This window comes from Cupriavidus sp. PET2-C1 (assembly GCF_054515855.1).
On sequence record NZ_CM137260.1, the window covers coordinates 357339 to 370172 of the forward strand.

Annotated in this window: 14 protein-coding genes; 9 read left to right on the forward strand and 5 right to left on the reverse strand. The window is 67.9% G+C overall.

Translation table 11 applies throughout. The annotated features are described in order from the left end of the window. Positions 1–97 precede the first annotated feature (97 nt). The 3 genes from ACX12D_RS21590 to ACX12D_RS21600 all read left to right on the forward strand — a co-directional run bounded on the left by ACX12D_RS21590 (position 98) and on the right by ACX12D_RS21600 (position 3026). Positions 98–955: a DUF6597 domain-containing transcriptional factor gene (locus ACX12D_RS21590; protein ID WP_459375553.1), complete on the forward strand. Its 858-nt coding sequence runs from the start codon at positions 98–100 to the stop codon at positions 953–955. A 76-nt stretch (positions 956–1031) separates the two neighbouring features. Beyond that, the gene (locus ACX12D_RS21595; RefSeq protein WP_441631352.1) at positions 1032–1385 is read left to right on the forward strand and encodes a VOC family protein; all 354 of its coding nucleotides are present in this window, start codon (positions 1032–1034) and stop codon (positions 1383–1385) included. Between the two features lie 276 nt (positions 1386–1661). Then, positions 1662–3026, forward strand: a complete 1365-nt coding sequence (locus ACX12D_RS21600) for an MFS transporter (RefSeq protein WP_459375554.1) — start codon at positions 1662–1664, stop codon at positions 3024–3026. 53 nt (positions 3027–3079) lie between these two features. Here the strand turns inward: ACX12D_RS21600 and ACX12D_RS21605 are convergent, their stop codons facing one another. The 3 genes from ACX12D_RS21605 to ACX12D_RS21615 form a co-directional block, all read right to left on the reverse strand. Beyond that, positions 3080–4057 carry an aldo/keto reductase gene (locus ACX12D_RS21605; RefSeq protein WP_459375555.1) on the reverse strand — a complete coding sequence of 326 codons (978 nt, stop codon included), beginning with the start codon at positions 4055–4057 and terminating at the stop codon, positions 3080–3082. A gap of 98 nt (positions 4058–4155) precedes the next feature. Next, positions 4156–4332 carry an SDR family oxidoreductase gene (locus ACX12D_RS21610; protein ID WP_459375556.1) on the reverse strand — a complete coding sequence of 59 codons (177 nt, stop codon included), beginning with the start codon at positions 4330–4332 and terminating at the stop codon, positions 4156–4158. A 45-nt stretch (positions 4333–4377) separates the two neighbouring features. Next, complete coding sequence (locus ACX12D_RS21615) at positions 4378–5331, reverse strand: LysR family transcriptional regulator (RefSeq protein WP_459375557.1); 954 nt, start codon at positions 5329–5331, stop codon at positions 4378–4380. A gap of 183 nt (positions 5332–5514) precedes the next feature. On the opposite strand from ACX12D_RS21615, the gene ACX12D_RS21620 reads away from it, so the two are divergent. From ACX12D_RS21620 to ACX12D_RS21640, 5 genes are read left to right on the forward strand one after another with little or no spacing between them, the layout of a single operon-like run. Continuing rightward, positions 5515–6501, forward strand: coding sequence for a Bug family tripartite tricarboxylate transporter substrate binding protein (locus ACX12D_RS21620; RefSeq protein WP_459375558.1), 987 nt, complete (start codon positions 5515–5517; stop codon positions 6499–6501). Between the two features lie 13 nt (positions 6502–6514). After that, positions 6515–7813 (forward strand): 3-isopropylmalate dehydratase large subunit, encoded by a 1299-nt coding sequence (locus tag ACX12D_RS21625; RefSeq protein WP_459375559.1) that lies wholly within the window; start codon positions 6515–6517, stop codon positions 7811–7813. Continuing rightward, positions 7810–8367, forward strand: coding sequence for a LeuD/DmdB family oxidoreductase small subunit (locus tag ACX12D_RS21630; RefSeq protein WP_459375560.1), 558 nt, complete (start codon positions 7810–7812; stop codon positions 8365–8367). The genes ACX12D_RS21625 and ACX12D_RS21630 overlap by 4 nt, the downstream gene beginning before the upstream one ends. A 38-nt stretch (positions 8368–8405) precedes the next feature. After that, positions 8406–9608 carry a pyridoxal phosphate-dependent aminotransferase gene (locus ACX12D_RS21635; RefSeq protein ID WP_459375561.1) on the forward strand — a complete coding sequence of 401 codons (1203 nt, stop codon included), beginning with the start codon at positions 8406–8408 and terminating at the stop codon, positions 9606–9608. A gap of 57 nt (positions 9609–9665) precedes the next feature. Further along, positions 9666–10367, forward strand: coding sequence for an RraA family protein (locus tag ACX12D_RS21640; RefSeq protein WP_459375562.1), 702 nt, complete (start codon positions 9666–9668; stop codon positions 10365–10367). Positions 10368–10400: 33 nt separating this feature from the next. On the opposite strand, the gene ACX12D_RS21645 is transcribed toward ACX12D_RS21640, so the two are convergent. After that, the gene (locus tag ACX12D_RS21645) at positions 10401–11219 is read right to left on the reverse strand and encodes a dienelactone hydrolase family protein (RefSeq protein ID WP_459375563.1); all 819 of its coding nucleotides are present in this window, start codon (positions 11217–11219) and stop codon (positions 10401–10403) included. A gap of 26 nt (positions 11220–11245) precedes the next feature. Further along, positions 11246–11713 (reverse strand): tautomerase family protein, encoded by a 468-nt coding sequence (locus ACX12D_RS21650; protein WP_459375564.1) that lies wholly within the window; start codon positions 11711–11713, stop codon positions 11246–11248. 94 nt (positions 11714–11807) lie between these two features. On the opposite strand from ACX12D_RS21650, the gene ACX12D_RS21655 reads away from it, so the two are divergent. Further along, complete coding sequence (locus ACX12D_RS21655; RefSeq protein ID WP_459375565.1) at positions 11808–12797, forward strand: GlxA family transcriptional regulator; 990 nt, start codon at positions 11808–11810, stop codon at positions 12795–12797. Positions 12798–12834 lie beyond the last annotated feature (37 nt).

Below are 12834 nucleotides of genomic sequence, written 5' to 3' on the forward strand. Positions count from 1 at the left end.
AGCTGGCGATGCCAATCCTGGCGCCATGCCTGAACCGCGATCCATCGCCATGAATCACCATCAACCGCCATCAACGTCTGCGCAGACCCACAGAGTAATGCAACAGCCAGATTCGCGACATTCGCCGGACGTTCCTGCGCTGGCAGGCACGGTCGGGCGCTACCGCGAAGCCCAGCCCCGGCGTGAGCTCCAGCCGCATTTCCGGTGCGTGTGGACCAGCGCCTTGCCAGCTGACCACGCGGGTGCGATCGCCGTCGTGCCGGACGGCTGCGTGGATGTGCTCTGGCGCGCTGGCCGGCTGCTGGTGGTCGGGCCTGACATCACCGCGGCCCGGCCGGACCTGGCGCCCGGCGCGGTGGTGCTAGGTGCGCGCTTTCAACCGGGCGCGGCGCTGCCCTGGCTGGGCCTGCCCATGTCGGAGATCGTCGGGAGCCAGGTCGAGCTGGCCGATCTGTGGGGCCCGCGCGGGCGGGAATTTGCCGGGAGGATGGAGCAGGCCGCAGCAACCGGGCGCGAAGTGGAGGTATTCCAGAGCCAGCTGGCGCAAACGGCGCTGAGCGTCGACGCCCCGAGCCGCGAGGCGGCAGCCATCTTCGCGCTGGTGCAGGCCAATGCCGGCATCGCGGGCGAGACGATTCCCCTGCTCCTGCGCCGGCTGGGCCTTGGCGAGCGCACGCTGCGGCGCCGCAGCGTCGAGCATTTCGGCTATGGCGCGAAGACGCTGGAGCGGATCCTGCGGTTCCAGCGTGCGTTGTCGCTGGCGCTGGAATCGACGCAGCGGGCAGGCAACCGGGCCGGCCGGGCGGGCAGGGCGGACAGGTCCGACTTTGGGCTGGCCGCGCTCGCGGCGGATGCGGGCTATGCCGATCAGGCCCACCTGAGCCGGGCGATCCAGTCGCTGTGCGGCATGACGGCGTCGACCCTGCTGCGCCAGTTGCGCGCGCCAAAGGCTTGATTGGCCGTTTTGTTCAAGCCTTGCCACGGCATCCGGGTGAAAATGCGGTTCCTTATCCATCACCAGGGAGTTCACCATGGGCACCAGAGGCCAGGACCGGCAGATCGACAACATCGAGTTCAACGTCAGCGACATCGCGCGCAGCAAGGCGTTCTACGGCGCAGCCTTCGGCTGGACCTTTACCGACTACGGCCCCGCATACTGCGAGTTCAGCGATGGCCGGCTGACCGGTGGCTTCACCACCGGCGAAGCGGTCCGCCCCGGCGGGCCGCTCGTGATCCTGTACGCGGACGATCTGGCGCAGGCGCAGCAGGGCGTGGAGGCTGCAGGCGGCACCGTGGTGCGGGCGGTCTTCTCGTTCCCAGGCGGGCGGCGTTTCCATTTCCGCGACCCGGACGGCTACGAGCTGGCGGTGTGGTCGGCGGCATAGTGCAGGTGCGTCGCCTGGCGCTGCCTTAGCGGCCATTTCCGTCATTTGCCTGTTTGCCGGCGACTGCCGTCGCCTGCAGATATTCGCGTTTTCCCGTATTGTGTCGGCTTGCCATGCCCTCTCCCGCATCGGGAGGGTGAGCCATGGTGCATGTATCAAACAATCGGGCAGGGCGCCGGCGCATCGCGCGCGGCTTCCCGGGCGCGGCGGTAACTGGCAAAGACAGTGTCGAACACAGCAGAATCCAATCTCCCCCCTCGCGCGGTGGACGCGCCCATGACGTCGCTGGAGCGCCGCGGCATGGCCGCCATCCTGGTGGCGGTCTCACTTGCTACGCTCGATACGGCAATCGCCAACACCGCACTTCCCAACATCGCTGCCTCGCTGCATGCCACCCCGGCGGCATCCGTCTGGGTCATCAACGCCTACCAGCTCGCCATGGTGGCCACGTTGCTGCCGTTCGCGGCGCTGGGCGGCATCGTCGGGCACCGGCGCGTGTATCTCGGCGGGTTGATGCTGTTTATCGTCGCGTCGGTGGTCTGCGCGCTTTCCTGGTCGCTGCCCACGCTGGTGGCAGCCCGGCTGCTGCAGGGCGTGGGCGCCAGCGCCATCATGAGCGTGAACGCGGCGCTGATCAGCGCGATCTTTCCGCCGCACCGGCTCGGGCGTGGCGTCGGGCTCAACGCGCTGGTGGTTGGCGTGTCGTTTGCGGTGGGGCCCACGGTGGCCTCGATCATCCTGTCGCTGGGGCCATGGCCGTGGCTGTTTGCCGTGAACCTGCCGATCGGCTTGCTGGCGCTCTACATCGCCTGGCCCGCGCTGCCCCGGACGGTGCGCGGCACGCACCGCTTTGACCGCGTCGCGGCGGGGCTGAACGTGGTGATGTTCGCCTCGCTGATCTTTGCGCTGGGCGAGGGCGCGCAGCGCGCGCCGCTGGGCCAGTCGCTGGCGGCGCTGGCCTTGTTCCTGGTGGCGTTCGTGCTGCTGCTGCGCCGCGAGCGCGGCCATCCCGCGCCGATGCTGCCCATCGATCTGCTCAAGCGGCCCATGTTCGCGCTCTCGACCATGACCGCGATCTGCTCGTTCGCCGCGCAGGGGCTGGCCTTTGTGTCGCTGCCGTTCTACTTCGAGAGCGTGCTGGGGCGCAGCCCGATCGAGACGGGCTTCCTGATGACACCGTGGTCGGCGGTGGTGGCGTTGATGGCGCCGCTGGCCGGGCGGCTGTCCGACCGCTATGCGCCGGGTTTGCTCGGCGGCGTGGGGCTGGCGGTGATGTGCATGGGCATGGCGTCGCTGGCGCTGCTGCCGGCGCATCCCAGCGCGCTGGATATCGGTATTCGCATGGCGATTTGCGGCGCGGGCTTCGGCTTCTTCCAGTCGCCCAACCTCAAGGCGCTGATGTCGAGCGCGCCGCGCGAGCGCGCCGGCGGCGCCAGCGGCGTGATTGCCACCGCGCGCCTGCTCGGCCAGGCGAGCGGTGCGGCGCTGGTCGCGCTAAGTTTCGGCATCGCGGGCCGCCACGGCCCCACCCTGGCGCTGGCGATCGGCGCGGGCTTCGCGGGCGTGGCCAGCATCGCCAGCGGCTTGCGGCTGCTCACGCGCGACCCGGGCGCGGTGGCCTTGCGGCCCGCGGGCGAGTGACCGGCCGCCGGTAGTTCACCGGCGCCGTCGTTGCCGTCATTGCCGTTGCCGCCTCAGAAGCCCACGGGCGCGTGCGGCACGTAGGGCGCCTCCAGCGCGGCGATCTCCTCGGCGGTGAGGCCGAGCGAGAGCGCTGCCACGGCGTCCTCGATATGGTGCGGCTTGGATGCGCCAATGATCGGCGCGGTGATCTCCCGCTTCTGCGACAACCACGCCAGCGCCACCTGGGCAGCCGGCACGCCGCGCGCCTGCGCAATGGCGTGCACCTGCTCCACCACCTTGCGGTCCGACACCTCGGTATCGCGGTACAGCGTCTTGCCAAACGTGTCGCTCTCCTCGCGGGCGCTGCCGGCATGCCACGGCCGGGTCAGGCGGCCGCGCGCCAGCGGGCTCCAGGGCATCACCGCGATGCCCTCGGCGGCGCATAGCGGCAGCATCTCGCGCTCTTCTTCGCGGTTCAGCAGGTTCACATGGTCCTGCATGCTGGCGAACTGCGTCCAGCCGCGCAGGCGCGAGGTGTAGATGGCCTTGGAGAACTGCCAGGCATACATCGAGGACGCGCCGATATAGCGTGCCTTGCCCGCCTTGACCACATCGTGCAGCGCTTCGAGCGTTTCCTCGATGGGCGTATGCGGATCCCAGCGGTGGATCTGGTACAGGTCGACGTAGTCGGTGCCCAGGCGGCGCAGGCTGTTGTCGATCTCGGCCAGGATGGCGCGGCGCGACAGGCCGGCCCCGTTCGGGCCGGGGCGCATGCGGCCATGGACCTTGGTGGCGATCACCACGTCGTCGCGGCTGGCGAAGTCTTTCAGCGCGCGGCCGACGATTTCCTCGGAGGTGCCGTCGGAATACACGTTGGCGGTATCGAAGAAGTTGATGCCGGCCTCGATCGCCTGCCGGATCAGCGGGCGGCTGGCTTGCTCGCCAAGCGTCCAGGGGTGGTTGCCGCGTTCGGGCACGCCGTAGGTCATGCAGCCCAGGCACAGCCGGGAGACTTTCAGCCCTGTCGCGCCAAACCTTACATAGTCCATCTTGCCTCTCCTTGAGTGCGTCGCTGCCATCGATCCCGGGCGGTGGGCCCGCGGCGGACTCCGGCATGGTATGCCAATTCCAGCGAGGACGACGGCGCTCAAGGCAGCACGTAGCCGCCGTCGACGAACAAGGTGGATCCCGTCATGTAGCCGTTGCCGAACAGGAACAGCACGGCATCCGCCACTTCATCCACGCTGCCGACCCGGCCTAGCGCGGTGCTGCGGCTGTAGCTCTCGAACGCGTGCGAGCGCAGCTCGGCAGGCCGGCGCTGCAAGCGTCGTTGCGCGCTTTGCGGCCAGACAACCGCTCTTTCGCGCCCCTAGACCGTCCCCACTCGCGCAGCCGCCTGCGCCGACACCCCCGGCGGCATGGCTTGTCCGCGTATCTCCCCCAGCAAAATCTCGAGCAGCCGCTGCGCACTCGGTGATAGCGACCGCAACGGCCGCGTGATCACGCAAATCTCCCGCGACAGCAGCGGCTCGTGCAATTCCCGGAAGACCAGGTCGGGATACTCACGTCCCTTGTTCGCCAGCGCAGGCAGCACCGAGTACTGCTTGCCCATGCTGAGCATGGCGAACAGGGAACTGGTGCTTTCCACTTCATCGTGCTGGCCGCCGAGCACGGGCCAGTTGCCGGCGTGGCTGCGCAGGAAGTGGCCGATGCCGGTGTCCGCGCTGAAGCCGACATATTGTTCGGGCGTCAGGTCGGCCCAGCATACCGGGCGCTCCAGTTGCGCCAGCGGCAGGTCGCGGTGGCAGACCACGCCGTAGGAGTCGGCGACCAGCGGCGTGTAGTCGAGGCCTTCATGGCCCTGGTATTTGCTGTCGATGGCGAAATCCACTTCGCCTTCCAGCACCAGCCGCTCGGCTTGCCGGGCGGCGGGGTTGCGCAGGGAGATGGTGATGCCGGGATAGCTCTCGCGGAACCTGGGGATGGCACGGACCAGGAAGTGGTTGATGATCGAGGCGGCGGCGACGATGCGGATATGCCCGCGGCTGCCCTGTGACAGCGCCATCAGGTCGTAGACCGAACTGTCGAAGCCGTTGACGACTTTCTCCGCCTCGGCCCGGAAGCGTTCGGCGTGTTCGGTCAGAGCCACGCGCCGGGTCGTGCGGTCGAACATCTTCAGGTCTACCGCTTCTTCCAGTTGCTGGATGGTGGCCGTGAGCGCCGATTGCGTCATGCACAAGCGCAGGGCGGCGGCGGTGAAGGAGCCGGTGTCGGCGACGGCAAGGAAGCAGCGCAGTTGCTTGAGGGTGACATTGTGGCGCATGACGATGGCGGGGGCGGCCAGGATCGCGGTCCCGGCTATTTTTCAGAATTTCGTAATAATCGGCCGGTCGAATTCATTTGTCCAGATTAATGAGGGTCCATAGAATTTGGCTTCAACCACGGCGCCGTACTGCGTGGCGATGGATGCGAAGTGCCACTTTTCTCTTTCCCACAGGACCCCCAGATGAAGAGCATGATCCGCCTGAGCGCAGTACTGCTTGCTGCCCTGCCGTGCCTGGCTTGCGCCGCTGAAGCCCCCGCCGCGGACGACGGCTATCCCAACAAGGCGGTGCGCATCGTGGTGCCGTTTGCGGCCGGCGGATCCACCGATGTGGTCGCGCGCATCATCGCCGAGAAGCTCTCCCAGCAGTTCAAGCAGCCGTTCCTGGTCGACAACCGGGCCGGCGCCAGCGGCAATATCGGCGCGGAGCTGGTGGCCAAGTCCCCGGCCGATGGCTACACGCTGCTGATGGGCGCTACCGGTGTGCTGTCGATCAACGACCATCTGTACAGCCGCATGGGCTACAACGTGGCCAAGGATTTCGTGCCGGTGAGCTACGTCACGCAGAACGCGAACATCCTGGTGGTGTCGCCGAGCCTGCCGGTGACCACCGTGCCGGAGCTGGTGGCGCTGGCCAAGAGCAAGCCGGGCTCGCTCAGCTTTGCCTCGTCGGGGCCGGGCAGTTCCACGCATTTGTCGGGCGAGCTGTTCAAGTCCATGTCTGGCGTCGACATCCTGCATGTGCCCTACAAGGGCAGCTCCTCCGCGCTGACCGACCTGCTCGGCGGGCAGGTGACGATGCTGTTCGATAACGCGCCTTCCTCGATCGGCTTTGTGCAGCAGGGCAAGCTGCGCGCGCTGGCGGTGACCAGCCGCAAGCGCCTTCCTGGCCTGCCCAATGTGCCGACCGTGGATGAGGCAGGGCTGAAGGGCTACGAGTCGCTGTCATGGAGCGGCGTGGTGGCCCCCGCAGGTACGCCGCGTGCGATCGTGCTCAAGCTCAACCGCGCGATCGACCACATCCTCGCCACCGAGGAGGTCAAGGACAAGCTGGTGCAGCTTGGCGTGGAGCCCGTTGGCGGCCCGCCCGACGTCTTCGCCCGCCAGATTCAATCCGAACACGAAAAATGGGGGAAGGTCGTCAAGAGCGCCAACCTCAAGCTGAACTGATCCGGTGCAGGCGATGAAGGCATTGGATACACCGCGCACCGGCAGGACCCTGGCGGAGAAGCTGCTCTCGCGCGCCGCCGGCCGCGACCTGCGCGCCGGCGACCTGGCGATCTGCGAGCCGGATGCCACCATGGGCACGGATGGCTCGATCCCCATGGCGCTCGACTACCTGCGGCAGATGCAGCCGGAGCGCGAGGCTTTGCCGGGACCGGCCCGGCCCGAACGCGTGGTCTTTGCGCTGGATCACTACGGCGCAAGCTCCGGTGCGCGCGCGTTGGCCCTGCAGGACATCGCGCGGGACTACGCACTGGCGCATGGCATCGGGGTGTTCGAGGTGGGCGAGGGCATCGGCCACCAGCTCATGCTGGAGCGGGGCCGGGCGCTGCCCGGCCAGCTCGTGGTGGGGGCTGACTCGCATGCGGTGACCTACGGCGCGCTCAACGCGTTCGGCACGGGCATCGGCTCATCCGACCTGGCCGGCGTCCTGCAGTGCAACCAGCTTTGGCTCAAGGTGCCCGGCTCGCTGCGCATCCGCCTGCATGGCGCCTTGCCGGCGTACGCGTCGGCCAAGGACCTGGCCCTGGCCATGGCGCGCCGCATCGGCGCGGGCGGTGCGAGCTACCTTGCGCTGGAGTTCGACGGGCCCGGCCTTGCTGCGCTCGATATGGACGACCGCATCGTGCTGGCCAATATGTCGGTGGAGATGGGCGCCAAGGCGGGCCTGTTTCCCTTCGATGGTTGCACGGCAGCGTACCTCGCCGGGCGCACCGCGCAGGCTTATGTCCCGGTGGCGGCGGATGACGACGCCACCTATGTCGATACGCTCGGCTTCGACCTGTCCGCTATCACGCCGCAGGTGGCGTTGCCGCACCGCGTGGACGGTGTGCTCGATCTGGCGCAGGCGCCGGCCTTGAAGATCGGCATGGTCTATCTCGGCACCTGCACCGGCGGGCGCAGCAAGGACTACCGCGAAGCGCTGGATGTGCTGCGCGCGGGAGGTGGCGTGGCGCCCGGCGTGCGGCTGGTGGTGACGCCCGCATCGGAAGAGGTCCGCGCGGAGCTGGAGAGCGACGGCCTGTTGGCGGAGTTCGCGGCGTTCGGGGCAGAGATCCAGCCGCCCGGCTGCGGCGCTTGCTGCGGCACCTGCGGCAGCATTCCCGCCGATGGCATGCGCGTGATCTCCACCGCCAACCGTAATTTCAAGGGCCGCATGGGCAATCGCACGTCGGAGATTTTCCTGGCGTCGCCGCGCGCCTGCGCCAGCGCCGCCGTCACCGGCCACCTGGTCGATCCGCGCGAGGTGGCGCAATGACATTGCAGCAAGCCGCATCCAACGCCGCAGCCGGCACCGCGTCCATCATCCACGGCCGCGCCCGCCTGCTTGGCGATGACATCAATACCGACTACCTGATCGCCTCCAGCCGCAAGAAGGACAGCCTGGACCCGCAGGTGCTGCGCCGCTACCTGCTGGAGGACGTGGATCCCGCCTTCGCCGCCAGCGTGGCGGATGGCGACATCCTGGTGGCCGGGGATAACTTCGGCTGCGGCTCCGCGATGGAGGTGGCAGTCACCGTGGTGCTCGCCGCAGGGATCCGCGTGGTGGTGGCCCGCAGCTTCTCACGCACCTACTGGCGCAACGCCATCAACAACGGCCTGCTGCTGATCACCGCCGATACCGCCGGCATTGCCGAAGGCAACGCGCTGACGCTGCGCCTGGACGGCGCCGGCGCCGAGCTGATGGTGGGCCATGCCTGCGAGGCGCCTACCCGCCGCATTCCCTGCGAACCCGTGCCGGACATCGTGCTGGCCATCCGCGCGGCCGGCGGGCTCGTTGCCTACCTGCGCCAGCATCGCAAGCTTGCCTAACCTTATCCATTCACGCTACCGAAGACAGCGCCCAGACCATGACAATCATCGCAGCCCGCCTCAACCGGATCAAGCCGTCGCCCAGCTCGATGGCAGGGCAACGCGCGCGTGAGCTTCGCGCCAGCGGCCGGGACATCGTCGGCCTCACCTCCGGCGAGCCGGATTTCGACACGCCGCAGAACGTCTGCGAGGCCGCCACCCGCGCCATGTCGGCGTCCAAGACCAAGTACACCGATGTTGGCGGCACGCCGGAGCTCAAGGCGGCGATTGCCGATAAGTTCCGCCGCGACAACGGCCTGGACTACGCGGCCAGCGAGATCATCGTCGGCACCGGGGGCAAGCAGATCATCTTCAACGCGCTAATGTGCACGGTGGACGTGGGCGATGAGGTCATCGTGCCGACGCCCTACTGGGTGTCCTACCCCGACATCGTGCTGTTGGCCGACGGCACGCCGGTCTTTGTGGACTGTCCGCCGGAGAATGGTTTCAAGCTGCGTCCGGAGGACCTGGAGCGCGCCATCACGCCGCGCACGCGCTGGCTCGTGCTGAATGCCCCCAACAACCCGAGCGGGGCGGCGTATTCCCGCGCGGAGCTCGAGGGGCTGGCCGAGGTGCTGCTGCGCCACCCGCAGGTGTGGGTGATGACGGACGACATCTACGAGCACATCCTTTATGACGACCGCGAGTTCTGCACCATCGCGCAAGTGGAGCCGGCGCTGAAGGCGCGCACGCTCACGATCAACGGCGTGTCCAAGGCCTACGCCATGACGGGCTGGCGCATCGGCTATGGCGGCGCGCCGGCGGCGCTGGTCAAGGCCATGGTCAAGTTGCAGTCGCAGAGTACGTCCAACCCATCGTCCATCAGCCAGGCCGCCGCGCTGGAAGCCCTGAGCGGCCCGCAGGACTTCATCGCCGAACGCACGCGTATTTTCCAGGCGCGGCGCGACATGGTGGTGGCGGAACTCAACCGCATCCCGGGCATCCGGTGCCACTCGCCGGAAGGCGCATTCTATGTGTATCCGTCCTGTGCAGGCCTGATCGGCAAGCTGACACCGCAAGGCAAGCGGATCGAGACCGATGCCGATTTCGTGCTCTACCTGCTGGAGGCGCAGAACCTGGCCGTGCTGCAGGGCGGTGCGTATGGCGTGTCGCCGTTCTTCCGCATATCCTTTTCCACCTCTGTTGCGCAGTTGCAGGAAGGCCTGCGGCGGCTGCGCCTGGCGTGCGAGGCATTGCGCTGACAACATACCCGCGAGCGCTGAGCCCGGCGCTATCTACATCCGATTTGGAGTTTCACTATGAGCAACGATTCCCAGCCATTGCAGTGGCCGGCCGGCTATCGCATCAACCCACGCGCGGCGGGCCCGGCCGCCGACCTCGTCGCCGCCTTGCGCGAGATGCCGGTGGCCGCTATCGGCGATGCCATGAGCCGTAACGTGGGCGCCATCGGCCTGCGCCAGTATCACGCCCGGCTCGATACCGTGCTGTGCGGCCCGGCGGTGACCGTGCGCGTGCGGCCCGGCGACAACCTGATGATCCACAAGGCCCTGATGATGGTCGAAGCCGGCGACGTGCTGGTGATCGACGGCGGCGGCGACGTGACGCAGGCCTTGGTAGGCGGCCTGATGCGCACCACCTGCATCGCCCGCAAGCTCGGCGGCCTGGTGATCGACGGCGCGGTGCGGGACCTGTGCGAATGGGCGGAGGAGGGCATGCCGATCTTCGCCCGGGGGCACACGCATCGCGGCCCGAGCAAGGACGGCCCGGGCGAGATCAATGTGCCCGTTTCCTGCGCCGGGCTGGTGGTGATGCCGGGCGACCTGGTGGTGGGAGACGCCGATGGCGTGATCGCGGTGCCGGCTGCCGAAGCGGCGGACGTGCTGCGCAAAACACGCGCGCACCTGGAGAAGGAGGCCAAGATCCGCGAGGGCAACCGCACTGGCACGACGGACCAGGAACGCTTTGACGCGGTGTTGAGGGCGAAGGGTTTGCCGGTTTGAAGCCTGGAGGGCCTTGGCCCTTCTCGTCTCCACCTACGAGCCGAGGCGCCGCACAAAGAACGACAGGATTTCGTCGCGCGCGGCCACCGTCGGCTCGCCAGCTTCGTCGATCAGGTGGACGGTGACGACGCTGTGCGGGCAAGGCACGTGCTGGCCAAAGAAGGCAGGGACATCGGGGTTGGCGGCGCTGTCCGGCAGCGTGCGTCCCACGAACCTGCCGCCAAGGGCCTCGGCATAGGCAGTGAAGCGCTGCGCCTTGCAAAACCGATCGCCTTCAAATCGATACGCCAGCACCGTGAGATCCTCCCGCTCGAGCCGCTCACGCACCACGGCGAGCTCCCCGGGCGCCATCTCGATGCCGCCGGGATCATCCAACGGCAGCGAGGGCTGGCAGATCACCGGCGCCAGCATCGCGGGCTCAAGCATCATCGACAGTGCGAAGTTGCCGGTGAAACACATGCCGATGGCGCCAACGCCGGGGCCGCCGCACTCCTGGTGCGCCAGCCTCGCCAGCGCCCTCAGCCACTGTGTCACCGGGCTCGACTGATTGGCGGCGAATGCGCGAAACTCCGCGCTAGCGCAGGCGCGCCGAAAGACCGCCGCACCTGCCTCGGCGTCCGGCACGGCGCCGTCGCGGCCAAAGAGCGACGGCATATAGACCGTCAAGCCCGCATCGCGTACCCACCGGGCAAAGCGTGCGACGTGCGGGCTGATGCCCGGCATCTCCGTCATGACGATCACCGCAGGCCCCGAGCCTGCCACATGGACCACCTTGGCCACGCCGTCGAGCGTGATCGTGCGGCGCGTGAAATCGTCAAGGCGATCTGCCTCCATCATGCTGCGGTTCACCATTGCGTCGTCTCCTTTGCGTTGGATGGTCAGGCCGCGTCGGCCCGATGCTGCAGATGCTGCAGGTGCGCGTAGCCGGCCACCTTTGCGAAGCGGGGCAGCTGCCAGACATCGCCATTGACCCCCCAGGTGCCATCGGCCACATCGTGGAGCCTCACCGAGGTGGCCAGCCGCCGCTGGTCGCCGGCAGGCTGCGCCTGCCGGAAGGCGTCGTGCATCAACCGTACGTACAACGCCCTGGCCGGCGCGTCCAGCACGCCTGCGGGCACATAGACCGTCGCGATGCAGGGCAGCACCTGCGATGACATGTCGACGCCGCCGCACGTCCACAAGCCGGCTTCCGCCTCTTCGATCACGACCCAGATCGCGAAGCGCTTGTGCGGGTCATCGGGCATGCGCTCCGCCGTGGCGGCGGCGTCGCTGATGCGGCGGGCGAGATCTGCGCGGGCAGGGTCGGCAAACGCGCCTTTGGGTATGTTGACGAGGATATTGGGCATCGAAGCGGCGTTGTCGTTGGGGTAGGTGCATTAGACGCTTTAGCCAGGTAGACTTTGAGTGTCAATTTAGACATCTTTAGGGCGTTTTCAGCCAATGAAGGACTTCACCGTTCTGGCGCTGTCCGGCGCCTATTCAACCAGCGTGGCCGCGACGATCGATATCCTGCGCGCGGCTTCGTTGCTCGCGCCGCGCATGCATCTGCCCCGGCCGACCTGGCGCGTGGTATCGACATCCGGGCGTTGCGTGCCGTTGAGCGGCGGCATGCATATCGAAGCCGCGGCCTTGCCAGCGCGGCCACGTGCGCAGGCCACGCATGCGACGACCTGGATCGTGCCGGGGCTGGGCATCGACGATGCCAACGCCATCGCCAGCCGGCTGGCGCAAGAGGATGCGCGGCTGGCGGCCCGGGCTGTTGCCACGCATGCCGCCGCTGGCGGCCATGTCGCGGCATCTTGCTCCGCGGTGTTCCTGCTACAGGCCGCGGGCCTGCTGGCGCAGCGCCGGGTCACGACATCCTGGTGGCTGGCAGCCGAGTTGCAGCGCCTGGAGCCGCGTTGCATCGTCGATGCCGACCGCATGGTCTGCGCGGATGAGGATGTGAGCACCGCCGGCGCGGCATTTGCACAGACCGATCTGATGCTTCACCTGTTGCGCAGCCGGTTTGGCGTTGCGCTTGCCGACGCGGTGAGCCGGGTCTTGCTGATCGACGGCCGGCAAGCACAAGCGCGCTTCGTGGTGCCGGCCATGTTGTCCAACGGCAATGCGCTGGTCGGCCGTCTGGTGGCACGTATCGAATCCGCGTTGCCGCAGCCACCCAGCATCCAGGTGTTGGCGGACGAGTTCGCCATGTCCCAGAGAACGCTGTCGCGGCGTGTGCGCGAGGCCACGGGCAAGAGTACCTTGGCGCTGGTGCAGAGCGTGCGGCTCAATCGCGCCCGCATGCTGATCGAATCGAGCCGGATGTCCGTCGAGCAGGTTGCCGAGCAGGTGGGCTATGAGGATGCCACGGCGCTCAGGCGCCTGATGCGCAAGAGGGCGGGTGTCACCCCCAGCCAGTATCGAACCGCGGGCGAAGCGCCTTGATGCGGGATTCGGCGGCGTACTCGAAGGCCACTGAACG